This window comes from Pseudomonas sp. HB05, assembly GCF_016756915.1.
Taxonomy (GTDB): Bacteria; Pseudomonadota; Gammaproteobacteria; order Pseudomonadales; family Pseudomonadaceae; genus Aquipseudomonas; species Aquipseudomonas alvandae.
Genome location: NZ_JAESPG010000015.1, coordinates 1 through 23,986 on the forward strand (window position 1 = coordinate 1; position 23,986 = coordinate 23,986).

22 protein-coding genes are annotated in these 23,986 nt (G+C 60.6%); 5 read left to right on the forward strand and 17 right to left on the reverse strand.

Annotation, left to right across the window (positions count from 1 at the left end; translation table 11 throughout):
- Positions 1 to 104 precede the first annotated feature (104 nt).
- Together JMN22_RS14355 and JMN22_RS14360 are read right to left on the reverse strand one after the other, a co-directional pair.
- Entirely contained in the window at positions 105 to 770 is a 666-nt protein-coding gene (locus JMN22_RS14355) for a fumarylacetoacetate hydrolase family protein (RefSeq protein WP_198797029.1), read from the reverse strand.
- Positions 771 to 808: 38 nt separating this feature from the next.
- A complete protein-coding gene (locus JMN22_RS14360; protein ID WP_030140521.1) occupies positions 809 to 2,203 on the reverse strand; it encodes an FAD-binding oxidoreductase in 1,395 nt (464 codons plus the stop codon).
- Between the two features lie 204 nt (positions 2,204 to 2,407).
- Here JMN22_RS14360 and serA point away from each other — a divergent pair, with 204 nt between their 5' ends.
- Positions 2,408 to 3,637, forward strand: a complete 1,230-nt coding sequence (gene serA, locus JMN22_RS14365; protein ID WP_030140520.1) for a phosphoglycerate dehydrogenase — start codon at positions 2,408 to 2,410, stop codon at positions 3,635 to 3,637.
- Between the two features lie 186 nt (positions 3,638 to 3,823).
- On the opposite strand, the gene JMN22_RS14370 is transcribed toward serA, so the two are convergent.
- Entirely contained in the window at positions 3,824 to 4,249 is a 426-nt protein-coding gene (locus tag JMN22_RS14370; RefSeq protein WP_198797030.1) for a DUF4399 domain-containing protein, read from the reverse strand.
- Between the two features lie 133 nt (positions 4,250 to 4,382).
- On the opposite strand from JMN22_RS14370, the gene JMN22_RS14375 reads away from it, so the two are divergent.
- On the forward strand, positions 4,383 to 4,949 hold the full coding sequence (locus tag JMN22_RS14375; protein WP_030140518.1) for a transporter substrate-binding domain-containing protein: 567 nt from the start codon (positions 4,383 to 4,385) through the stop codon (positions 4,947 to 4,949).
- A gap of 174 nt (positions 4,950 to 5,123) precedes the next feature.
- Here the strand turns inward: JMN22_RS14375 and JMN22_RS14380 are convergent, their stop codons facing one another.
- The 12 genes from JMN22_RS14380 to JMN22_RS14435 form a co-directional block, all read right to left on the reverse strand.
- On the reverse strand, positions 5,124 to 5,750 hold the full coding sequence (locus JMN22_RS14380) for a class I SAM-dependent methyltransferase (protein WP_198797031.1): 627 nt from the start codon (positions 5,748 to 5,750) through the stop codon (positions 5,124 to 5,126).
- Positions 5,751 to 5,819: 69 nt separating this feature from the next.
- A complete protein-coding gene (locus JMN22_RS14385) occupies positions 5,820 to 6,464 on the reverse strand; it encodes a methionine ABC transporter permease (protein ID WP_030140516.1) in 645 nt (214 codons plus the stop codon).
- On the reverse strand, positions 6,454 to 7,578 hold the full coding sequence (locus JMN22_RS14390) for a methionine ABC transporter ATP-binding protein (protein ID WP_198797032.1): 1,125 nt from the start codon (positions 7,576 to 7,578) through the stop codon (positions 6,454 to 6,456). The genes JMN22_RS14385 and JMN22_RS14390 overlap by 11 nt, the downstream gene beginning before the upstream one ends.
- Before the next feature lie 2 nt (positions 7,579 to 7,580).
- A complete protein-coding gene (locus tag JMN22_RS14395) occupies positions 7,581 to 8,390 on the reverse strand; it encodes a MetQ/NlpA family ABC transporter substrate-binding protein (protein ID WP_198797092.1) in 810 nt (269 codons plus the stop codon).
- A gap of 195 nt (positions 8,391 to 8,585) precedes the next feature.
- A complete protein-coding gene (locus tag JMN22_RS14400; protein ID WP_198797033.1) occupies positions 8,586 to 9,944 on the reverse strand; it encodes an LLM class flavin-dependent oxidoreductase in 1,359 nt (452 codons plus the stop codon).
- The gene (locus tag JMN22_RS14405; RefSeq protein WP_198797034.1) at positions 9,944 to 11,137 is read right to left on the reverse strand and encodes an SfnB family sulfur acquisition oxidoreductase; all 1,194 of its coding nucleotides are present in this window, start codon (positions 11,135 to 11,137) and stop codon (positions 9,944 to 9,946) included. The genes JMN22_RS14400 and JMN22_RS14405 overlap by 1 nt, the downstream gene beginning before the upstream one ends.
- A 23-nt stretch (positions 11,138 to 11,160) precedes the next feature.
- Positions 11,161 to 12,402 carry an SfnB family sulfur acquisition oxidoreductase gene (locus tag JMN22_RS14410; protein ID WP_030140511.1) on the reverse strand — a complete coding sequence of 414 codons (1,242 nt, stop codon included), beginning with the start codon at positions 12,400 to 12,402 and terminating at the stop codon, positions 11,161 to 11,163.
- Positions 12,403 to 12,595: 193 nt separating this feature from the next.
- On the reverse strand, positions 12,596 to 13,363 hold the full coding sequence (locus tag JMN22_RS14415; RefSeq protein WP_198797035.1) for a hypothetical protein: 768 nt from the start codon (positions 13,361 to 13,363) through the stop codon (positions 12,596 to 12,598).
- 463 nt (positions 13,364 to 13,826) lie between these two features.
- The gene (tcyN, locus tag JMN22_RS14420; RefSeq protein ID WP_198797036.1) at positions 13,827 to 14,588 is read right to left on the reverse strand and encodes an L-cystine ABC transporter ATP-binding protein TcyN; all 762 of its coding nucleotides are present in this window, start codon (positions 14,586 to 14,588) and stop codon (positions 13,827 to 13,829) included.
- A 3-nt stretch (positions 14,589 to 14,591) separates the two neighbouring features.
- Positions 14,592 to 15,257 carry a cystine ABC transporter permease gene (gene tcyL, locus JMN22_RS14425; RefSeq protein WP_030140508.1) on the reverse strand — a complete coding sequence of 222 codons (666 nt, stop codon included), beginning with the start codon at positions 15,255 to 15,257 and terminating at the stop codon, positions 14,592 to 14,594.
- Positions 15,257 to 16,057 (reverse strand): cystine ABC transporter substrate-binding protein, encoded by an 801-nt coding sequence (gene tcyJ / locus JMN22_RS14430; RefSeq protein ID WP_198797037.1) that lies wholly within the window; start codon positions 16,055 to 16,057, stop codon positions 15,257 to 15,259. Before tcyJ ends, tcyL begins: the two co-directional genes overlap by 1 nt.
- Positions 16,058 to 16,370: 313 nt before the next feature.
- Positions 16,371 to 17,369, reverse strand: a complete 999-nt coding sequence (locus JMN22_RS14435; RefSeq protein ID WP_198797093.1) for a D-cysteine desulfhydrase — start codon at positions 17,367 to 17,369, stop codon at positions 16,371 to 16,373.
- Positions 17,370 to 17,936: 567 nt separating this feature from the next.
- Between JMN22_RS14435 and betT the strand changes: the two genes are divergently transcribed.
- On the forward strand, positions 17,937 to 19,898 hold the full coding sequence (gene betT, locus JMN22_RS14440; RefSeq protein ID WP_198797094.1) for a choline transporter BetT: 1,962 nt from the start codon (positions 17,937 to 17,939) through the stop codon (positions 19,896 to 19,898).
- Between the two features lie 12 nt (positions 19,899 to 19,910).
- On the opposite strand, the gene JMN22_RS14445 is transcribed toward betT, so the two are convergent.
- Complete coding sequence (locus JMN22_RS14445; protein WP_198797038.1) at positions 19,911 to 20,651, reverse strand: SDR family oxidoreductase; 741 nt, start codon at positions 20,649 to 20,651, stop codon at positions 19,911 to 19,913.
- A 125-nt stretch (positions 20,652 to 20,776) separates the two neighbouring features.
- Here JMN22_RS14445 and JMN22_RS14450 point away from each other — a divergent pair, with 125 nt between their 5' ends.
- Positions 20,777 to 21,667 carry a LysR family transcriptional regulator gene (locus JMN22_RS14450; RefSeq protein ID WP_030140503.1) on the forward strand — a complete coding sequence of 297 codons (891 nt, stop codon included), beginning with the start codon at positions 20,777 to 20,779 and terminating at the stop codon, positions 21,665 to 21,667.
- A gap of 210 nt (positions 21,668 to 21,877) precedes the next feature.
- Positions 21,878 to 22,915 (forward strand): L-glyceraldehyde 3-phosphate reductase, encoded by a 1,038-nt coding sequence (mgrA, locus tag JMN22_RS14455; RefSeq protein ID WP_030140502.1) that lies wholly within the window; start codon positions 21,878 to 21,880, stop codon positions 22,913 to 22,915.
- 187 nt (positions 22,916 to 23,102) lie between these two features.
- Here the strand turns inward: mgrA and tauD are convergent, their stop codons facing one another.
- Positions 23,103 to 23,945 carry a taurine dioxygenase gene (tauD, locus tag JMN22_RS14460; protein WP_198797039.1) on the reverse strand — a complete coding sequence of 281 codons (843 nt, stop codon included), beginning with the start codon at positions 23,943 to 23,945 and terminating at the stop codon, positions 23,103 to 23,105.
- Positions 23,946 to 23,986: the final 41 nt, after the last annotated feature.

Genomic DNA, 23,986 nt, shown 5'->3' on the forward strand with positions numbered 1-23,986 from the left:
GCGCGCGCGGGGTGTGCGGCCGCCCCCCACACCCCCCCCCCCCCCCGCGCCCCCCCCCCCCCCCCCCCCCCCGCTCCCACAGGAGTGATGGTACAGGTTGGCCGTTAGCGAACGCTGCTCTCGAAGCGGCTTGCCCCTGGCAATTCCAGGACCAGTTCGTCCCCTGCATTCAGCGGCCCGACGCCCGCCGGGGTGCCGGTGAGAATCACGTCGCCGGCCTGCAGCGAGAAGCAACCGGCCATGTATTGGATCATCGGCACGATGGGGTTGAGCATCAGGTTGCTGTTGCCGTCCTGGCGCACTTCACCATTGATGGTCAGGCGAACCGGGATGTCCGCCAGGTCGGCAAAGGTATCCTTCGAGACAAACGGGGCGACCACTGCCGCGCCGTCGAAAGACTTGGCGACTTCCCACGGCAAGCCCTTGGCCTTGAGCTCGGCCTGCTTGTCCCGCAGGGTCAGGTCCAGGGCCGGGGCGAAGCCGGAGATGGCGTCCAGCACTTCTTCAGCGCTGGGCCGGGTGGACAACGGCTTGCCGATCAGCACCGCGATTTCCGCCTCGTAGTGCACCGCGCCGCGGTCGGCCGGGATGTTGAAGCCACCCTCCAGCGGCACCACGCAACTGCCTGGCTTGATGAACAGCAAGGGTTCGGTGGGCACCGGGTTATCCAATTCCTTTGCATGTTCGGCGTAGTTACGCCCGATGCAGACTACTTTTCCCACCGGGAAATGAATGCGCGTACCGTCGACATACTGGTGCTGATAGCTCATTTACCGACTCCTGCCTTTTCGATTTCAGGTGTTATTGGTCAAACCGCGAAAATCTTGCCCGGGTTCATGATGCCGTTCGGGTCGAACACCGCCTTCACGGCTTTCATGTATTCAATCTCCACTGGCGAACGACTATAGGTCAGGTAGTCGCGCTTGGTCATGCCCACGCCATGTTCCGCGGAAATCGAACCGTTGTATTTCTCGACGGTTTCGAAGACCCATTTGTTCACGGTCGCGCACTTGGCGAAGAATTCATCCTTGCTCAGGTTTTCCGGCTTGAGGATGTTCAGGTGCAGGTTGCCGTCGCCGATATGGCCGAACCAGACAATTTCGAAATCTGGATAGTGTTCGCCGACGATCGCGTCGATTTCCCGCAGGAAGCCTGGGACTTTTGAAACGGTCACCGAAATGTCGTTCTTGTACGGCGTCCAGTGCGAGATGGTTTCGGAGATGTACTCGCGCAGCTTCCACAGGTTCTGCAGCTGGGTTTCGCTCTGGCTCATCACACCGTCCAGCACCCAGCCCTGCTCGACGCAGTGTTCGAAGGTTTCCAGGGCATGGTTGGCGACTTCTTCGGTGGTGGCTTCGAATTCCAGCAGAGCGTAGAACGGGCAGTCGGTTTCGAACGGCGCGGGAACATCGCCACGACCGAGGACCTTGGCCAGGGCCTTGTCGGAGAAAAATTCGAAGGCGGTCAAGTCGAGCTTGCCTTGGAAGGCATGCAATACCGGCATGATCGAATCGAAGTCCGGCGTGCCGAGCACCATGGCGGTGAGGTTCTTCGGGGCGCGGTCCAGGCGCATGGTGGCCTCGACCACGAAGCCGAGGGTCCCTTCGGCGCCGATGAACAATTGCCGCAGATCGTAGCCGGTGGCGTTCTTGATCAGGTCCTTGTTCAGTTCCAGCACGTCACCCTTGCCGGTGACGACCTTCATGCCCGCCACCCAGTTACGAGTCATGCCGTAGCGAATGACCTTGATTCCGCCGGCATTCGTGCCGATATTGCCGCCAATCTGGCTGGAACCGGCGGAAGCGAAGTCCACCGGGTAATACAAGCCGTGCTCTTCGGCCTTGTTCTGCAATTGTTCGGTGACCACGCCCGGCTGGCACACGGCGGTGCGGTCGGTCAGGTTGACGTCGAGAATCTGGTTCATGTAGTCGAATGACACCACGACTTCGCCATTTGCCGCCACGGCGGCGGCGGAAAGCCCGGTACGCCCGCCTGATGGCACCAGCGCGACCTTGTGCGCGTTGGCCCAGCGCACGATGGCCTGGACTTGCTCGGTGGTCTTGGGGAAAACGATGGCGGTCGGGGCGGGCGCGTAATGCTTGGTCCAATCCTTGCCGTAAGCATTCAGGGAGTCGGCATCGGTCAGGACCTTGCCAGGCTCAACCAGGGTCTTCAGCTCATCTATCACGGCAGGATTGGTCATCGACAGAACTCTCGAACAATTCATGGTCATCCTGAGAACGCTTCACGTCGCAGGAATGGGTGTTTGCGGGGGGCATATGCTAGCATACCGACCCCGCAGCGTAGTGCCCAACGGCTGTTCTGCGGCGACGGCTGTCACGCCGGTCGGGCCAGCCCACGCTGTCCGATTCCCTGCCATTTTTCTCCGGGACACAGGTTTACGCAGATGAGCAAGACTTCTCTCGATAAGAGCAAGATCAAGTTCCTTCTTCTCGAAGGCGTCCACCAATCGGCTGTCGACGTCCTCAAGTCGGCGGGCTACACCAGCATCGAGTACATCACCAGTTCTCTGCCGGAAGCCCAGCTCAAGGAAAAGATCGCCGATGCTCACTTCATCGGTATTCGCTCCCGTACTCAACTGACCGAAGAGATCTTCGACCACGCCAAGAAACTGGTCGCGGTCGGCTGCTTCTGCATCGGCACCAACCAGGTTGACCTCAACGCGGCGCGCGAGCGCGGCATCGCAGTGTTCAATGCGCCGTATTCCAACACCCGTTCCGTTGCCGAACTGGTACTGGCTGAAGCGATCCTGCTGCTGCGCGGCATCCCTGAGAAAAACGCTTCCTGCCACCGTGGCGGCTGGATCAAGAGCGCGGCCAACTCCTTCGAAATCCGCGGCAAGAAGCTGGGTATCGTCGGTTACGGCTCGATCGGCACCCAATTGTCGGTACTGGCTGAAGGCCTTGGCATGCAGGTGTTCTTCTACGACACCGTGACCAAGCTGCCCCTGGGCAACGCCACCCAGGTCAACAATCTGCACGAGTTGCTGGGCATGTCCGACATCGTGACCCTGCACGTACCGGAAACCGCTGCCACCCAGTGGATGATCGGCGAGAAGGAAATTCGCGCCATCAAGAAAGGCGGGATCCTGATCAACGCCGCTCGTGGCACCGTGGTCAAGCTCGATGCCCTGGCCGAAGCGATCAAGGACAAGCACCTGATCGGCGCCGCCATCGACGTATTCCCGGTGGAGCCACGCTCCAACGACGACATCTTCGAAAGCCCGCTGCGTGGCCTGGATAACGTGATCCTGACCCCGCACATCGGCGGTTCCACCGCTGAAGCCCAAGCCAACATCGGCCTGGAAGTGGCGGAGAAACTGGTCAAGTACAGCGACAACGGTACCTCGGTATCGTCGGTGAACTTCCCGGAAGTGGCCCTGCCGGCACACCCTGGCAAGCACCGCCTGCTGCACATCCACGAGAACATCCCGGGTGTGATGAGCGAGATCAACAAGGTCTTCGCCGAAAACGGCATCAACATTTCCGGTCAGTTCCTGCAAACCAACGAGAAAGTCGGCTACGTCGTGATCGACGTCGATGCCGAGTACTCGGACCTGGCGCAAGAGAAGCTGCAGCACATCAACGGCACCATTCGTTGCCGCGTGTTGTTCTGATCAGGCTGGGCTTGCAATAAAAAAACGGGAGCCCCGCAGGGGGCTCCCGTTTTTTTGCCTGACACAACCTTGAAACCCTGTGGGAGCGAGCTTGCTCGCGATCGCGGTGCGTCAGAAAAAGATCCATCGACTGAACTACCGCTATCGCGAGCAGGCTCGCTCCCACAGGGGGACAGCATTTTTGTGTTATTTCACATTCACCGTGATCTTCTTGGACACGATCGATGGATCGAACGGCATATGGCCGCTGTCGCCCAGGATGAGCTGCAAGGTGTGCTTGCCCGGCGCCAGTTTGATGGTGGCCTCGGTTTGCGCCTTGCCGAAGTGCATGTGGTTGGCGTCGGTCGGAATCGGCGCGCCTGCGGCGGGCAGTTTGTCCACATCAATGAGCAGGTGATGATGGCCGGTGTTTTTGGTCATGTCACCCGCCGGGGCCAGGGCGATATCCTTGACGCCGAATTTGACCTTGAACTCTTGGCTGACGGTGGCGCCGTCTTCAGGGGAAACGATGAACACTTCTGCGCCCTTGGGTGCCGGGGTTGCGGCTGTTGCCAGCATCGAGGCTCCCAGCAACAGACCGGTCAACGCGGCACGTGACATAAAGCTTTTCATTTTTTTCTCCAGTTTTTCCATGAAATCCGTCTGGTCATGACAACTTCATGACCAATCGTTGTCGAAGGCTGCAATAACCATAGCAAAGCGAGCCTGAAACGAGCCTCGCTTGTATAAAAACCTAGGAGTGACCATGCGTTTCCTGCCTGGCCTGATCTGCCTGCTACCCCTGTTGAGCCCTCTGGCCCATGCGGAACTGATCGATGACGTCAACGACCGTGGCGAGTTGCGAATCGCCCTGGAGGCCAACACCGCCCCGTTCAATTTCAAGGAAGAGGGCAAGCTCACCGGTTTCGAAGTGGAGCTGGGCGAGATGCTCGCGGCGGAACTCGATGTCCGGCCTGATTTCGTCGTTACCGATGCTGCGGATCTGTTGTCCGGTGTGGAGAGCGGCAAGTACGACGTCGCCATCAACCACATAGCAATGACCCCGGAACTGGCGGAACGTTTCGACACCAGCGCGACTTATAGCCAACCGGATGCGCAATTACTGGCGAGCAAGGAAGAGGCGCAACGTCCGCTGGTCCTGGCGCAGTCTTTCCAGCCCGAGGAGAAGAAGGAGCCGGCGCCGAACCTGGTGATTCCCTTCCAGAAGGGCAACCCGGCGTTCAAGGCCAGCGTGGACAATGCCTTGGGGCGTATCAAGGACGATGGGCGCTTGGAGCAGCTGACGCAGAAGTGGTTGGTCAAGCAAGAGTGACAGGCGATAAAGAATCGGACTCAAGCGCTGTTCGTTGTGGCGAGGGGATTTATCCCCGTTGGGGTGCGAAGCGCCCCCATGCAAGCGATACAATCAGTCAGGTACACCGAGGCAGCGGCTATTGGGGGCGCTTCGCCCCCCAGCGGGGATAAATCCCCTCGCCACAGTGGAAATTCAAGGTCTACGCCAAACACTCGCCAACCAAGGCTGCTGCTCCCGCGGCAGCCCCGCTGGCCGGTAGTAATGCTCCAACTCCTCAAAACCCGCCGCCGTGAGCAGCGTGCGCCAGGCGTCGAGGTCGTGATACGCGCCGAAGCGCTGGCCGTTCCAGCCTTCCTGGTTTTCGCCCCGGGGATTTGAGCTGAACAGCACGCCGCCGGGCTTGAGCGTGGCGTGCAATTGCTTGAGGACGCGGGGCAGTTCCTGCACGGGAATGTGAAACAGCACGGCGTTGGCGAAGATCCCATCGAAGCGTTCCTCCGGCAGGTCCAGTTGCAGGAAATCCTGTTGCCAGACCTCGCAGCCGCTGTCCTGACGGGCCATGCGCGCAAACGCTTCGGAACCGTCGAGGCCGACCGCGACATGGCCCAGGCCGGTGAGGGTGCGCAAATCGCGCCCGGGACCGCAGCCAAAATCCAGGATATGAAACGGTGCCTGTCCCTGGATGTGTCGCAGCAAGGCGTCGATGTTCTGGCTGACATCATGATCGCGGGTACCTTCGCGAAAGCTTTCCGCCACGGTGTTGTAATGCCCCAGTGTGGTGGCGGTGATGGTGTGCAGGTCGTCGGCGCTGTGTTTCATGGTCGCTGGCTTTGGATAGGAGTGTTCGACGACTATACCGCAAGCTCGCCCACACAAATGAAGCGCTCTTCAGCGCTTGTTCAAACCCCGCGCCAGCCGGTCCCCGCCCAATTGAATCACCGCCACCAACGCCACCAGCAATACGATCACCGTGAGCATGATCTGGCTGTCGAAACGCTGGTAACCATACCGGTAAGCGATATCGCCGAGGCCGCCGGCGCCGATCGCGCCAGCCATGGCGGAGGAGTTGATCATCGTCACCAGCGTGATGGTAAAGCCGCCGACGATGCCGGGCAGCGCTTCAGGCAGCAGCACATGCCAAACGATGTGCCAGCGCCGGCAACCCATCGCCTGGGCTGCTTCGATCAGGCCGTGGTCGACTTCCCGCAGGCTGACTTCGGCGATACGCGCAAAAAACGGCGTGGCGGCGATGGCCAGCGGCACCACGGCGGCCCACACGCCATAAGTTGTGCCGACGATCAGGCGGGTGAAGGGAATCAGTGCCACCATCAGGATCAGGAAGGGTATCGAGCGGAACAGGTTCACGAACGCGCCCAAAGCCCTGTTCAAGGCCGGCGCTTCATAAATCCCTCCCTTGCCGCTCGTGACGAGGATCACTGCCAACGGAATGCCCGCCAACAAAGCGATCAAGGACGACACGCCGACCATCAGGAAGGTGTCGATGAAACCCTGCAATAACCGATCAAACCACATGACCCAGCACCTCCACCTGTTGTGCCCAATTGCCCGCGCGCTGACGCAACTCCTCGGCGCTCCAGGCCGAGCCGCTCACCGCGAGCAGCAATTGCCCCAATCCATGGCCCTGAATTCGTTCGATACCACCGTGGAGCAGTCGCACCCGTCCACCCAGGGCGCTGAACAAGGCAGCCAGGTCCGGCTCATCCTTATCAATGCCGGTGAAGCGCAGGCGCAGCACCGTGGCCGCGTCCGCCGACGCCGGATGAGGTTGCAAGCGGCTTTGCAGCTCTTCGGGCAGTGCGTGCTGCAACGGCGCCAAGAGCGTGCGACTGACGTCATGCTGCGGGTTGCCGAAGACTTCCCAGACCGGCCCTTGTTCGACGATTCGTCCTTGTTCGAGCACCACCACCCGGTCACAGACTTCGCGGATGACCGCCATCTCATGGGTGATCAGCACGATGGTCAGGCCCAGGCGCTGGTTGATCTCACGCAGCAAACCGAGTATCGACTGAGTCGTCTCCGGATCGAGCGCCGAGGTGGCCTCGTCGCATAACAGGATCTGCGGGTCATGAACCAGCGCCCGGGCAATCCCAACACGCTGCTTCTGACCACCCGAAAGCTGCGCCGGATAGGCGCCGTGCTTACCTTGCAGACCCACCAGCTCCAACAGTTCGCACACCTTGTGCTGGCGTTGTTCCTTGGGCACGCCGGCCACCTTGAGCGGCAGCTCGACGTTCTGCCACACCGTCTTGGCCGACATCAGGTTGAAGTGCTGGAAGATCATGCCGATGCGCCGGCGTAACTCCACCAGCCGATCTTCGTCGAATTCGCCAATGTCTACCTGATCGATCAGCACGCGCCCGCTGGTGGGCTGTTCGAGGCGGTTGATGGTGCGGATCAGCGACGATTTGCCCGCGCCGCTGCGGCCGATGATGCCGAACACCTCGCCGCGCTGGATCGCGAGGTCGATGCCTTGCAGGGCGGCCACCGGGCCCTGGGTGCCAGCGTAGGTCTTGCCCAGGCCGATGAAGCGCACGTGGGCACGGTTCAATTCTGGATGCAGCTCGGTCTGGTCGGCGATGTGGGGCGCTGGGGCGTCATGACGGAGTCGAGCGTTGACGGCACTCATGTTCAGCCTTCCCAACCGGCTTGGTAGAGCTTGCCGTGGGCCTTGTCCAAGGCTGCGCGCACTGCGGGCGAGTGCTGGTAGATATCGACGAACTTGATCAACCGTGGATCATCCTTGCTCTTGGGCTGGATCACGAACTGGATGACGTACTCCTTGTGATCCAGGCCGTCGAACAGCAACGCGGACGTCGCATCGAAGGTGTTCGCCAAGCGGATGTACGCCGGATAGCCCTGCACCAGATCGGCGTCTTCATAGGCGCGCACCAGTTGTACCGCTTCGACTTGCAGAATCTTGAGCTTTTTCGGGTTGGTCACGATGTCATCTTCGGTGGCCTTGTAGCCGACCCCTGGCTTGAGCGTGATCAGCCCGGCCTTGGCCAGCAACTGCAAGCCGCGTCCGCTGTTGATCGGGTCGTTGGCAATGGCGACGCTGGCGCCCTCGGGTAATTCGGCGAAGCTTTTGTATTGCTTCGAGTAGAGGCCGACGTTGTTGATGATGCCCGGGGCGAACGGCACCAGGTCGAAACCGGCGGCGGCCTTGGCGTTTTCCAGGAAGGGGATGTGCTGGAAGTAATTCACGTCGATGTCGCCCGAAGCGAGGCTGACGTTGGGCGCGATCCAGTCGCTGAACTCCACCAGCTCGACCTTCAGGCCTTGTTTATCGGCTTCTTGCACCGCTGCTTCCAAGGGAATGGCGAAGGCGGCGGTGGTGCCGATTTTCAGCGGGGCGTCGGCGGCGAACAGCGCCGAGCTGAACAGGCCGAGAGCCAGGGCCAGGGTTCTGACTGGCAGGGTGAGGAAGTGCTTGGTCATGTCGGATATTCCAGTCATTGATTGAGTCATGTGCTTTCGTGGCGAGGGGATTCATCCCCGCTGGGCTGCTTGGCAGCCCCAAATACAGTCAATGCGATCAACCTGATACACGGCAGTATCAGATCTTGGGGCCGCTTCGCGGCCCAACGGGGATGAATCCCCTCGCCACAGGTTCATCAGGCCTAGTCCACAGGGTCAGTGTCTGTAGGTGGAGCCGGTGTGTTGTCCGGGCAAATGAGCCCCCGCGTCGAACAGCTTTTCCCGCAGGGTGCCGTTGTCGTATTCGGTCTTGTATGACCCGCGTCGCTGCAGCTCGGGGATCACCAGGTCGATGAAATCCACGTAGCTTTGCGGCGTGACGATGCGGGTCAGGTTGAAGCCATCGAGGCCGGTTTCGGCGATCCAGGACTCCAGCTCATCGGCGACCTGTTCGGGCGAGCCGACCACGGTGATGTAGCGCCCGCCCAAGGCGTGTTGCTCCAGCAGCTTGCGCCGGGTCCAGTCGTTGTTTTGCAGGGTCTTGGTGGCGGATTGGATCGCGTTGCTCTTCACGTACTGGATCGGTTCGTCCAATTCGTACTCGGAAAAATCGATGCCCGTCGACGCGGAGAAATGCGCCACCCCGGCTTCGGCGCTGGCGTAGCCAAGGTATTCGGCATGCTTGGCCCAGGCCGCTGCTTCGGTCTCGCCGACAATCACGTTCAGGCCCATGAACACCTTGATGTCCTCGGGGTTGCGCCCGGCCTCGATGGCACTGGCCCGGACCTTGTCCACTTGGACCTTGGTCGCCGGTTTGTTCTGGCCGCTGATGAATACGCATTCGGCGTGGCGCCCGGCGAACAGCAGGCCCCGCTCCGAGCTGCCGGCCTGGAACAACACAGGTGTGCGCTGCGGCGAGGGTTCGCAGAGGTGATAGCCCTCGACCTGATAGAACTCGCCCTGATGCCGGACCTTGTGCACCTTTTCTGGCTGGGCATAAATCCGCTGCTCGCGATCGTTGATGACCGCGTCGTCTTCCCAACTGCCTTCCCACAGCTTGTAGAGCACTTGCAAATACTCATCGGCCTGGTCGTAGCGACGGTCATGCTCGACTTGCGCGGTGAGCCCCATCGCCTTGGCGGCGCTGTCCAGGTAACCCGTGACGATGTTCCAGCCGACCCGGCCACGACTCAGGTGATCCAGCGTGCTCATGCGCCGGGCGAACAGGTACGGCGGCTCGTAGGTCAGGTTGGCCGTGAGGCCGAAACCGAGGTGTTTCGTCACGGCGGCCATCGCCGAGACCAGCAGCAGTGGGTCATTGACCGGCAGTTGGATCGACTCTTTCAGCGTGACATCCACCGACTGCTGGTAGACGTCATAGACCCCGACGATATCGGCAATGAACAAGCCATCGAACAACCCGCGTTCCAATAACTGGGCCAGCCCGGTCCAGTATTCAAGGGTGTTGTATTGGGTCGACGTGTCCTGTGGATGGGTCCACAGGCCATGATTGATATGCCCGATGCAGTTCATGTTGAACGCGTTGAGGAGGATTTTTTTCTTGCCGGCCGCCATCAGATCGTCCCCCGCAGCGGCGGTTTTTCATCGTTGAGGTAGAAATTGCCGACCGCGTGATATTTCCAGCGCACCGGGTCGTGCAACGTATGCACCCGGGCGTTGCGCCAGTGGCGGTCGAGGCCATGTTCGGCCAGGGTCGCCTGGCTGCCGGCCAGTTCGAACAGTGTGCTGCCAGCCGCCAGGGAGATTTCCGTGCTGATCGCCCGGGCTTCCGCCACCGCAATCGAGGCCGCTGCTACCGTTTCTGCGTTCGTGTCAGCCTGGGCGCGATCGAGGAATTCTCCGGCGCGTTCCAGCAAGGCTTCGGCGGCGTGCAGGCGGATGCTCAGGTGGCCGAAGCTCTTGAGGGTATGTGGGTCCTGGGTCGCGACGTCACTGGTGGCGTCGATCCATGGCCGGGTTTTGTGGCGGACAAAATGCAAGGCGTCTTCATAGGCGGCGCGGGCGATGCCGGTATCGATCGCGGCGTGAAGGATCTGTGCCAGCGGGCCGACCGGGGTGGGGCGTTCGAAGGCGCTCTGGAAGGGCACGATGTCTTCGGCACAAACATGGACATCCTCGAAGACCACCGAGCCGCTGCCCGTGGTGCGCTGGCCGAAACCGCTCCAGTCGTCGATCACCGTCAGGCCTTGGCTGTTGCGTGGGACGAACGCCAACTGCTGCACGCCGTTCTCATCCACCACCGAGGTGGGGATGCGCTGGGCATAGATCGCCCCGGTGGCGTAGAACTTGCGGCCATTGATGCGATGGCCGTCGCCGTCACGGCGCAGCTGGGTGATGCGGTCATGGGCCGTCTTGGTCCCGAGCTCCGCCAGGGCATTGCCGAACCGCTGGCCGGCCAGCACCTCGGCGTAAAGCCGCTGCTTCTGGGCTTCGCTGCCGTTGACCCGCAGCACTTCCAATGCGTAGAAATGATTTTGCGGAATCTGGCCGAGCGAGCCGTCGGCTTGGGAGATCAGCGCAACGACCTTGGCCAGCGTGACGTTGGATACACCCGCGCCGCCATAGGCCTTGGGCACGCTGATGCCCCATAGGCCGGAGCGCGAGAACGCCTCGAGTTCCGGGTGCGGCAGGCGCCGTTCGCGGTCGCGCAGGGCACTGTCGCGCTTGAAGTCTTCGGCCAGGTCGCTGGCGACAATCAGGGCTTGTTCATCGCTGGCAATCACCGCGACGTGTTGGGAAAGCGTCATGTGCTGCTCCAGAGGTCGGGTCGTCAGATCCAGGAATGTCGGGCCGGCAAGGTGCCGTTCAGGCGGTAGTCGCCGACCGCGTGGTATTTCCAGCGCACCGGGTCGTGCAGGGTGTGGACCCGCGCGTTGCGCCAGTGGCGATCAAGGTTGAATTCGGCGAGGGTGGCGCGGCTGCCGGCCAGTTCGAAGAGTTTTTCGCTGGCGTTCAGGGCGATTTCGGTGGTCAGCACCTTGGCTTCGGCGACGGCTATCGAGGCGCGGGCGGCGGACTGTTCGGTGATTGGCGCGGCGTTGACCTGATCGAGGATTTGCCCGGCCTTGCGCAGCAACGCCTCGGCGGCGTGAAGTTCGATCTTCAGCCTGCCGACGTCGGCAATGACGTACAAGTCATCGCTGGCACGCTCGACCTTGGCCTCGATCCAGGGCCGTGCGCGTTCACGAACGAAGGCGATCGCGTCATCGATGGCGCCCCGGGCGATGCCCAGGTCGATCGCGGCCTGGATCAGTTGCGAAAACGCCCCCTGCACGTTTGGCACTTCATTGATGCGCCAGTTGTCCAGCACCAACTCTGCGTCGACCCGCACATTGTTCAGCAGGACCGTGCCGCTGGCCGTGGTGCGCTGGCCGAAGCCCGACCAGTCATCGACGATGCGCAGGCCGGGAGTGCCGCGTCGAACGAACGCCAACACCTGGCGACCCTCGTCATCCAAAGCCTTGACGGCGACCCAATGGGCGAACAGCGCACCGGTGGAATAAAACTTCTGCCCGTTGATGACAAAGCCGTCGCCGTCGGCCGTGATCCGCGCCTTGAGTTCCAAGGTATTGCGGGTGCCGCGTTCCGGTCCGGCGTTACCGATGCGCCAGCCTTCGAGCAGGCTCTGCAGGAGAATCTTCTTTTGTCGCTCGGTGCCCGTCGCGAGAATCAACTGGAGCACGCCGAACTGGTTCTGTGGAATCTGGCCGAGGGCCGGGTCTGCTGCGGAGATGATTGCGAACACTTCGGCAACGGTGACCGAGGAGACTTGCGGTCCGCCATATTCGCGGGGAACGGCAATGCTGCCGAGGCCGCTACGGGTGAATTGCTCGATTTCCGACCAAGGCAACTTGCGTTGCTGGTCGCGACGCGCGGCTTGCTGGCGCGCGACCTGTGCCAATTGATGAGCGGCCTCGATCGCCTCCGCATCGTTGCGCAATACCTGTGCCGGCAATAACAGCGGCGCGATGTCCTGGTCGCTCTGGACCTTTGCCTGGGCCAAATCGGACATCACCGCCGCTCCGTGGCTGTGTGCAGGGCCTTGGCGCTCTGCACTGGGGTGATTGTGTTCCGTACCATACCCACCTCACATCTCAAGAAAACACCGCGATGAATGCGGCGAGCGAAAATCAAGAATGTCCGGTGGTCCGGTTGATATACCCTAAACGTGCATAAACCGTTTTTGAACTAACTTTTAGGAATAATCATAGGTTGGATTTGATTCCCTGTGCGGGCTGCACTTCTTTCGGCGGGTTTTTCAGGCAGGGATGGGCGCCCCCGATCTTCAATGTTCGCGGTGGCGCCCAACGGGAATTGTTGCCCACCCGGTCGATGATGCAATAGGTCACTTCCAGGCGCAGGTCCTCGCCTGCTTCCATGATGATTTCCGGCGGCACCCAGACGTGGATCGGCTGGCCCACTTCGCCAGGCGTTATTCTCGGCAGGTCCATGCGCACATCGCCCCAACGCACGGTAATCGCGTCGTCGGCGGCCATGTTCAGGTAGGGCTCGATGGTCAGCGGCACGCCACGTTTGACCTGGTTCGGGTTCACACCCTGGCGGCGGATGGTCTGAGGAATCCGCACCGGCGCCAGGCTCTGGTTCTCATCACCGGTCAAGGTCGAGGGTCGGCCACCGGGGCAATCGAGCTTGACCTGGACCTGTTGCGTGGCCGACAGCGCTGGCCCTCGGCCAATTTGCATGACGCGATAGTGTATGCGTGAGGTCCCATTGACGATAAAGCTCTCCGGTACCCGCAACGTGATGCTGCCCTGCGTATCCTCATGTGACAGCAGGCGAGAGCCGACATAGCAGTTGTCCCAATACAGTTCGACCACATCGCCGACGTCCATGCCCGGGTAGGCGGCAATGATGATCTCCAGATGGGTGGCGCTGGTAATGTTGATTCCGGCGCGCTGTGCGTTCGCCAAGGTGGGCGCGGCCAGTCCAGGAATAGTTGACGTACATGTCATGTTGTTACTCCTTTGATTTTATTAAACGAACCCTTTCTCGTGGAAACAGGGTGCCTGCTTATTCAGCGTGATCAATCGCTCGGCAAATAAGTCGTTAACTTGTATGGGTACTTCGGAACGATAAGCTTGGTCTGTCCGCCCCTAGATAAAGGGTCAGTAGTTTTAATGTCAATAGAGCAGCGAGCTTAATAGCAAGTTGTGCAAGTCTTCAGAAATATCCTACGCGCCGAAGATACTAATGCGCGGCCTTTGATGCCCTTTTCCTAGGCTTGTGAGGTGTCCGGGTGGTTGGGTCGGGAGCAGGTCAGGTCAAGGCGGTAACTTATTTTTGCGATAATCGTGTTGGTTTTGGCGACTCATTCGAGCATGAGTGATTACCCAGTTTGCTTGGGCTGGAAGTTGGCAGAGATATTTATAGGATTTGTCGAAGCTTTCATTCCATGAAAGTTTCGACAGGGGTAAGTTATTGCGCGCCGTGTCCGGCAGAGAGGAACTTGCTGAGGAACTGTCGAGTGCGCTCTTCCTTAGGGTTTGCGAACAAAGCCTTGGCTTCGCCTTGTTCGACGATTACGCCTTTGTCGAAAAACACCACGCGATTGGCCACATCCCGGGCGAAGCTCATCTCATGGGTCACGATGACCATGGTGCGCTTTTCTTCGGCCAGGCCGCGAATCGTCGCCAGTACTTCGCCCACCAGTTCTGGGTCCAGGGCTGAGGTCGGCTCGTCGAAGAGGATCACCGCCGGTTCCATTGCCAGTGCGCGAGCAATCGCCACGCGCTGTTGCTGACCGCCCGACAGGCGCCTCGGATAGGCGTTTTCCTTACCGGCCAATCCGACCTTGGCCAATAACTTGCGACCCAACGTCTCGGCCTCCGCGCGCGGCGTCTTTTTCACCACGATCGGGCCTTCGGTGACGTTTTCCAATGCCGTGCGATGGGGGAACAGGTTGAAGTTCTGGAACACGAAGCCCACCTGCTGGCGCAAGCGACGCACCAGGCCCTGCTGCTGGTTCAACGGGCGACTGCCATCGATCTCGATGTCGCCGACCTTGATCCGGCCGCTGCTGGGTTCTTCCAGGAAGTTCAGGCAACGCAGGAAGGTGGTCTTGCCCGAGCCGCTGGGGCCGATGATTGCAACCACTTCGCCTTCTTCGATCTTCAAGTCGATGCCGTTGAGCACCACCTGACCCTTGAACTGCTTTGTCAGTTTTTCCACGACAATCATGGGTCAGGACTCCTGGTCGTGCCGATTGACCCGGGCTTCCAGTACGTTCTGCAGGTGCGAAAGCACGGTGGCAAGAACCCAATAGATCAGCGCGGCGGCAAGATACATGGTGAAGATTTCGAAGGTGCGGGCGGTGATCAACTGCGCCTGGCGGAACAGCTCCGGTACCTGGATGGTCGCCGCCAGCGCGGTGTCCTTCACCAGGGAAATGAAACTGTTGCCCAACGGTGGCAGGGCGGTGCGCGCGGCTTGTGGCAGGATGGCCCGGCGCAGCGTCTGCGCACGGGTCATGCCGATACTCGCCGCCGCTTCCCACTGGCCGCGCTCGATGGAACTGATGGCGGCCCGCAGGATTTCACACGCATAGGCGGCCATGTTCAGCGAGAAACCGATCAGCGCCGCTGGCAGCGGGTCCAGCTCGATGCCCAATTGCGGCAACCCGTAATAGATCACGAACAATTGCACCAGCAACGGCGTGCCGCGAAAGAACGACACGTAGATGCGGGCGATCCAGTTCACCAGGGCGAAACGCGACAGGCGCATCAGCGCCAGGCCGAACCCCAGCAACAAGCCGAAGAACATGCCGCCCAGGCTGAGGATGACCGTGTAATACGCGCCCTTGAGCAGGAAGGGCGCGGAGTCCAGCGCGAGTTGAAGAGCTGCTTCCATTATTGGGTGACGTCAGCGCTGAAATATTTTTCCGAGAGTTTTTTCAACGTGCCGTCGGCGCGCAGTTTTTCGATGGCCTTGTTCACGGCGGCCAGCAGCTCAGGCTCGCCTTTACGCAGGGCGATACCGGACTCCTGGCGAGAGAAGGCTTCGCTGGTAACGGTGGTGTCCTTGGCTTTCTTGGCGTATTCCAGCGCGGCCAGGCGGTCGATCAGGATGGTGTCGATACGGCCGACGCGCAGATCCTGGAACTTGGTCGGATCGTCGTCATAGGTCTTGACTTGGGCGCCCGGCACTTCGGCCTTGACCCATTGTTCGTAGTTCGTGCCCAGGCCCACACCAACTTTCTTGCCGTCCAGGTCAGCGGCTTTCTTGATGTTCAGCTCGTCGGCCTTCTTGGTCAGGACCAGCGCTTGAATCCCGGAAATGGTGTACGGCTCGGAGAATTCGTACTTCTTCTTACGTTCCTCGGAGATAGTCACTTGGTTGACTACAGCGTCCAGACGCTTGGATTCCAGCGCCGCGAGAATGCCCGCCCATGGAGTGGTCTGCAGCTTGACCTTCACACCCAGCTCCTTGGCCAGGGCTTCGGAGAACTCCACTTCGAAGCCGGTCAGTTTTCCGCTGTCATCAACGAAACTGAACGGTGGATAAGTGCCTTCCAGGCCGATCTTGATTTCACCAGCGTCCTTGATTTTTTGCAGTTGCTCACCGGCAACCGCTTGCCCCAGCAGGCCAGCGCTCAATGCCAGGCCCAGCGAACCCACCAGCAGGTTGCGACGTAATGCGGAAAAATTCATGACAAGCCCCTGTGTTTTCTTATGACGACGTTATTTGGCTGAGATAAGGCGTAGCCGCGATCCGAAAAGATTGCCACATCCTGCCTTAAAGCAGCCTGGACGTCTCGCGGCAAATGCGCTTGCGGCGAGACTATAGGGTGGGTTTTATAGATTGGAAAATAATATTAAATCAAGCATCTATGCTAATTTGGAATGAAGACCTGTGGGAGCGAGCTTGCTCGCGATAGCGGTGTGTCAGTTAAACAATTGTCGGCTGATTTATCGCTATCGCGAGCAAGCTCGCTCCCACAAAAGCCCTCCATTGAGTCTTCCACTAAGCCGAGAACGTCGCGTCATAGGCGAACAACGCCGGCGCGCCGCCGGTGTGCAGGAAAATGATCGGACCGTCATCGAAACGGTCGCGGCCGATGCCATCGAGCAAGCCGGCCATGGCCTTGCCGGTATAGACGGGATCGAGCAGCAGACCTTCCTGGCTCGCCAGCAGCTTGACCGCTGCCAGTGTCCCGGCATTCGGTTCGCCATAGCGAGGGGCGAAATATTCGTCCCACAGGTTCACCTTGAATGCCTCTGGGAGGGCCACTTCAAGCAGCTCGGCGGTGCGCTCGGCCAGGCCTTGTACCTTTGGAAACTGGTCCTCTTCGCTGCGCGAAACCGTTACGCCAATGATCGGAAGCGCAGGCAGGCTTTCGCTCAAGGCCAGCGCCAGGCCGCTGTGCGTGCCGGCACTGCCCGAGGCCAGTACCACCGCGGCGAAATCGACGCCGGTGTCCTTGATCTGTTCGGCCAGCTCCAGGCCGGCGCGTACATAACCCAGCGCGCCCAAGGCATTGGAACCACCAATCGGCACCAGGTACGGTTTTTTGCCGTTGCTGCGCAGACGGCCAGCGAGGGCCTGCAATTGGTCATCGGCGTTGTCCAGGTTGTCTACCAGCTCGACCTTGGTGTCGAAAAGCTCCAGCAACAGACGATTGCCGTTACCCAGGTAATTGCTGTCCTCGGTACCAATCGGGTTTTCCAGCAGCGCCACGCAGCCCAGGCCCAGCTTCGCGGCCAGGGCTGCGGTCTGGCGTACATGATTGGACTGGATCGCCCCAGCGGTGATGAGGGTATCGGCGCCTTGGGCGATGGCGTCGGCGGCCAGGTATTCGAGCTTGCGCAGCTTGTTGCCGCCCAGGGCCAGTGGCGTCAGGTCGTCGCGCTTGATGTAAATGTCCCGGCCTAGCCAGGCGGAGAGGCGGTCGAGTTTTTCCAGGGGGGTCGGGTGGCCGAGCAGGTCAAGACGATGAAAGCGAGACAGCTGTTCTTTGATCATGGGTCCGTACTGGTTGTAGGCGATGCCTGGACTATAGGCACGTGGATATTCAGGGGCAACCGGCATGTTTCTGTCCGAGTGCGGATCTGGCGACGCCATTGTCGGATTGCCCTGCACTTCACCTGTGGGAGCGGGCTTGCTCGCGAAAGCGATCTGTCTGTACCGATGATGTCGGATAGGCCGACGCCTTCGCGAGCAAGCCCGGGGGGGGGGGTCGTCCCGCCCCCCCGCTTGGGTTTGCTCCCTCTGCGGCCCCCCCCCCCCCCCCCCCCCCCCCCCCCCCCGCTCCCACAATCTGGGCCTGCGTTAATGAACGAATGCCCGCCAGGCACCGTCATACCCAGCCATGGGCTAGTGTAGGAAACGTGCCGTTGAGCCCTGCGATTAGTCCTTAGCTAGCTATTCATGTTTAACTTGAACGTTCATTCAAGTTAAACCATTGGTTTGCTGCCCGCTCACAACAGGAGGCTTGCCTTTGCCGAGTCCGTTTGCACACGTCACGATTTCGCTTTGCGAGGTGCTTCGTCGATGAGTACTTCGTCCCTTTCACCCAGCGGCTTGGTCCGCATGAATCCGCCGGTGTTTTACTTCGCCGCGACTTTCATCCTGCTGTTCGGCCTGGTGGTGATCGCCATGCCCGCGCAAGCCGGCGCCTGGCTGCTGGCGGCCCAGAACTGGGCGGCCAATACAGTCGGTTGGTACTACTTGCTGGCGATGACCCTGTATTTGATTTTCGTGGTGGTCACTGCGTTGTCGGGCTACGGCAAGATCAAGCTCGGTGCCGACCATGACGAGCCCGAATTCAGCTACTTATCCTGGGCCGGCATGTTGTTCGCCGCCGGGATCAGCATCACGTTGTTTTTCTTTTGTGTTTCCGAGCCGCTGACCCATCTGGCACAGCCGCCCCAAGGCGAAGCCGGTACTGCCGATGCGGCGCGCCAGGCCATGCAGATCCTCTTCTTGCACTGGGGCCTGCACGGCTGGGGGGTGTTTGCCTTTGTCGGCATGGCCTTGGCGTACTTCGCCTACCGGCACAATTTGCCGCTGGCGTTGCGATCGGCGTTGTATCCGTTGATTGGCAAGCGCATCAACGGTCCGATCGGTTATGCCGTGGATGGCTTCGGCATTATCGCAACGGTGTTCGGCCTCGGTGCGGACATGGGGTTTGGTGTGCTGCACCTCAATTCCGGGTTGGATTACCTGTTCGGCATCGCTCACACCCAATGGATCCAGGTCGGCCTGATCGTGCTGATGATGGGCGCGGCGATCATCGTCGCGGTGGCCGGGGTCGACAAAGGCGTGCGGGTGATGTCCGACATCAACATGCTGCTGGCCTGCGCGTTGCTGTTGTTTGTGCTGTTTGCCGGCCCGACCCAGCATTTGCTCAACACGTTGATCCAGAACGTCGGTGACTATCTCGGCGCCTTGCCAATGAAAAGTTTTGACCTGTACGCCTACGACAAACCGAGCGACTGGCTGGGCGGGTGGACGGTGTTCTATTGGGCATGGTGGATTGCGTGGTCGCCGTTCGTGGGGCTGTTCATCGCACGTATTTCCCGTGGCCGGACGATTCGCGAATTCGTCTTTGGCGTGCTGTTGATTCCCCTCGGTTTCACCCTGGCGTGGATGTCGATCTTTGGTAACAGCGCCCTCGACCAAGTGTTGAACCATGGCATGAGCGCCTTGGGGATGTCGGCGGTGGATAACCCGTCGATGAGCCTTTACTTGCTGCTGGAGACCTACCCGTGGAGCAAGACGGTCATCGCTGTCACGGTGTTTATCAGCTTTGTGTTTTTCGTCACCTCCGCCGACTCCGGCACCGTGGTGCTGTCCACGCTTTCGGCCAAGGGCGGCAGTCCGGATGAAGACGGACCGAAATGGCTGCGGGTGTTCTGGGGCGCGATGACCGCCCTGGTGACCAGCGCCTTGCTGTTTTCCGGCAGTATCGATGCGCTCAAGTCGGCGGTGGTGCTGACCTCCTTGCCCTTTTCACTGATTCTCTTGCTGATGATGTGGGGCCTGCACAAGGCGTTCTACCTCGAATCCCAGAAGCAGATTGCGCAACTGCATTCGTTGGCGCCCGTTTCGGCTTCGCGACGGGGCACTGGCGGCTGGCGCCAGCGCCTGAGCCAGGCGGTGCATTTTCCTTCTCGCGATGAGGTGTACCGCTTTCTGGATAGCACGGTGCGCCCGGCCATCGAAGATGTGAAAGCGGTGTTCATCGAGAAGGGCCTGACCGTAATGACCCAACCCGACCCGGCGGCCGACAGTGTCAGCCTGGAAATCGGCCATGGCGAGCAGCATCCGTTCATCTACCAAGTGCAGATGCGCGGTTACTTCACACCGTCCTTCGCCCGGGGTGGCATGGGCTCCAAGCAAATCAACAACCGGCGTTACTACCGTGCCGAAGTGCACCTGAGTGAAGGCAGCCAGGATTACGACCTGGTGGGCTATTCCAAGGAGCAGGTCATCAACGACATCCTCGACCAGTACGAGCGGCACATGCAGTTCTTGCATCTGGTGCGTTGATCGAGTGAAGCCTCAGACCAGCCCACCATTGGCCCGCAGGATCTGCCCATTGACCCAACCGGCAGCCGGACTCACCAGGAAAGACACGATGCTGGCGATGTCTTCCGGCTGGCCGAGGCGCTCCAGGGGCGGCATCTTCGCGTAGTGCTGGACCTGCTCCTCGCTTTTGCCGTGCATGAACAGTTCGGTGGCGACCGGCCCCGGCGCCACGGCGTTGACCGTGATCTGGCGACCGCGCAGTTCCTTGGCGAACACCTGGGTCAGTGACTCCACCGCGGCTTTGCTGGCGATGTACACCGAATAGCCAGGCAGGTTCAGCCCTACGGTACTGCTGGAAAAATTCACGATGCGGCCGCCATCGTTCAGCCGAGTCGCGGCCTCGCGCAGGGTGTTGAAGGTACCGCGCGTGTTGATGGCGAACGTACGGTCGAACAACTCGTCGTTGTGCTGCGCCAAGGGCATGACCTGGAGGATGCCGGCGTTGTTGATCAACACATCGATCTTGCCCAGTTGTGCTTCGACTTCATCGAACATCCGGCTGACGTCGGCGGCAACCGACACGTCGGCTTTCACCGCTATGGCCTGGTGACCGGCCTGACGCAGCTGCACCACCAGCTTGGAGGCTTCGTTGGCGCTGCTGGCAAAGTTGACGGCAACGGCAAAGCCGTCGCTGGCCAGTTGCTTGGCAATCTCTGCGCCGATGCCACGGGAGGCGCCGGTCACGATGGCAACTTTGGAGTTTGAAGCAGTCATGGCGAGAATCCCCTTGGGATGTAGTGATGGTTGCAGGCAGATTCACATGTTTACTCTCGCCGATAAATGCCGGAAAGTTGCCTTGACTGTTCAATAATCTCCAACAATCGGAGCGCAGGATTTCAATGGATCAGGTCAAGGCCATGCGGGTGTTTGTCCGCATCTACGAGCGCAGCAGTTTCACCCTGGCTGCTGAAGACTTGAACATGCCACGGGCCACGCTGACCCATACGCTCAATCAGTTCGAGGCCTGGTTGGGTGTGCGTTTGCTCGAGCGCAGCACGCGCAAGGTGCGCCCGACCCTCGATGGCGAAGCCTATTACCCGCGCTGCGTACAATTGCTGGCCGAGCTGGAAGAAGCCGAACTGGCGTTTCGCGGCGTTGCGCCCAAAGGCAAGCTGAGGGTGGACCTGCACGGAACACAGGCGCGATATTTCGTGATTCCGGCGTTGCCGCAGTTCATGGCCCGCTATCCGGAAATAGAACTGTTCATCAGTGAGGCGGATCGTTTCGTCGACCTGATTGCCGAGGGCGTCGATTGCGTCGTGCGCTCCGGTACGTTGGCGGATTCGTCATTGATTGGCCGGCGTGTCGCCAATCTTCGGCAAGTCACCTGCGCCAGCCCTGGTTACTTGCGCCAATACGGCGAACCGAAAAACCTCGATGACTTGCGGCATCACAAGGCAGTGAATTACGTCTCGCGCACCACCGCCAAGCTGTATCCGTTCGAATTCATGGTCGACGGCGAACTGAAGGAAGTGCAGATCGGGGGGACGTTGTCGGTGTCCGGCGCGGAAATCTACGCCGCGTCGGCCATTGCCGGCATGGGCCTGATCCAGTGCCCGCATTACCGGATGGAGGAGCCGATCCGGCAGGGCCTGATCCAGGAGGTGCTCGCGGCGACGCCGCCACCCTCCATGCCAGTGTCGGTGCTTTATCCGCACAACCGACACATGTCGCCACGGGTACGGGTGTTCGTGGACTGGGTGGCGGAGGTGTTTGCGCAGGCGCGTTGATGTAGTTTTCGATTTCCATGGCACCGCTAATACCTTGTGGGAGCGGGCTTGCTCGCGAAGGCGGTGGGTCAGCCAGCGCAACTGTTGAGTTTGTAGATGCCTTCGCGAGCAAGCTCGCTCTCACAGGGATCCGCGAACTTTCGGCCTGACCGATGCGTCTGTGAAATGTTAGCTTTTGCCACCCGCCATCCGAACAGAGAGCCCTTTTCGATGACCTACACCGCTGCGCAAAACCGCTACGAGTCCATTCCCTATCGCCGCGTCGGTCGCAGCGGGCTGGTGCTGCCAGCCCTGTCACTCGGCTTGTGGCACAACTTCGGCGACAGCACGCCGATCGATACCCAGCGAGCCTTGTTGCGCACGGCGTTTGACCTGGGCATCAATCACTTCGACCTCGCCAACAACTACGGCCCGCCCTACGGCAGCGCCGAAATCAATTTCGGCCGGCTGTTGCGTGAAGACTTCAAGCAGTACCGCGATGAACTGATCATCTCCAGCAAGGCTGGCTGGGACATGTGGCCCGGCCCGTATGGCCAGGGTGGCGGTTCACGCAAATACGTACTCGCCAGTCTCGACCAGAGCCTGCAGCGCCTGGGGTTGGATTACGTGGACATTTTCTATTCCCACCGTTTCGACCCCGACACGCCACTGGAGGAAACGGCCAGCGCGCTGGCGACGGCCGTGCAGCAGGGCAAGGCCTTGTACATCGGCATCTCTTCGTATTCGGGCGTGAAGACCCGGGAAATGGCCGCGCTGCTCAAGGAATGGAAAGTCCCACTGCTGATCCACCAGCCGGCCTACAACCTGCTCAATCGCTGGGTGGAAAAAGACCTGCTGGACGCCACCGAGGAACTCGGCACGGGCGTCATCGCCTTCACGCCGCTGGCCCAGGGCTTGCTGACCGACAAATACCTCAAGGGCATTCCCGCCGATGCGCGGGTGAATCGCCCGGGGGGCGGCTCGTTGCAAGCGTCGCATCTGTCGGAGGAAAACATCGCCCACGTCCGTGCGCTCAACGAAATCGCCCAGCGTCGCGGCCAGAGCCTGGCTCAAATGGCCCTGGCCTGGACGTTGCGCGATCCACGGGTCACCTCCGCCCTGATCGGCGCGAGCCGGCCGGAGCAGATCGTCGAGAACGTCGGCGCCCTGCGCAATCTCGATTTCAGCGCCGAAGAACTGGCCGAGATCGACCGCTTTGCCCAGGAGGGCGGGATCAACCTGTGGGAGAAGCCTTCGACGGCTGAGTAATACCGAACACCCCTGTGGCGAGGGAGCTTGCTCCCGCTGGGCCGCGAAGCGGCCCCAAACCCATTCAAACACTGCGTATCAGGAAAAGCAGTGGGACAGGTTTTGCGACTGCTGCGCAGTCGAGCGGGAGCAAGCTCCCTCGCCACGGGGATATGCGTTACCCCGGAAAACCATTCGGGCAAGGCACTCACCTGAAAAACGGCACATCCCCCAACACCGTCGCCCGATGCATGACGCGTCGGGCTGGGCGGTAGTCGTCCACGGCGAAATGCTGGGTCACGCGGTTGTCCCAGAACGCCACGTCATTGGCCTGCCAGCGCCAGCGAACGGTGAATTCCGGGCGCGTGGCGTGGGCAAACAGCAGTTTCAGGATCGCCTCGCTTTCGCTTTCCGACAGCTCGTTGATGCGAGTGGTAAAGCCTTCGTTGACGAACAGCGAGCGACGACCGCTCACCGGATGTGTACGAATCACTGGATGGGACAACGGTGGATTTTTCCGTCGTGCTTCTTCCCAGCGCGCCAAGTCCTCGGCGGAGTTGCCAAAGCGCTCCAGCGGAAACGAACGGGTGAAGTCGTGAGTCGCCGTCAGGCCTTCCAGCAGGCTTTTCAATGGCGCCGACAAGGCTTCGTAGGCAGCGATGCCACTGGCCCACAACGTGTCGCCGCCAAACGCCGGCAGCAGCTTGGCGCTGAGCACGGCGCCCATGGCAGGAGTCGGCAGGAAGGTCACGTCAGTGTGCCATACGGCATTATCGCGAACGTCGGTGACGGCGGTGTCGAGCACCAGCACTTCGGGCTGCTCCGGTACGTTGGGATAGATCGGATGAATGTGCAGGTCACCGAAATACGCAGCGAAACGTGCCTGTTGCGGCGGTTCGATCGGCTGGTCGCGGAAAAACAGCACCTGATGTTCCAGCAGCGCCTGCTCGATGAAATCCCGGTCTTCCAGGCTCAGCGGATGACTGATGTCGATCCCGCTGATCTGCGCGGCGAGGGCAATGCTCAACGGGGTAATGGTCGGGCGGCTCATGATGGTCTCTCGGATGGGCGCCGAATGGTCGGCGTGGTCAT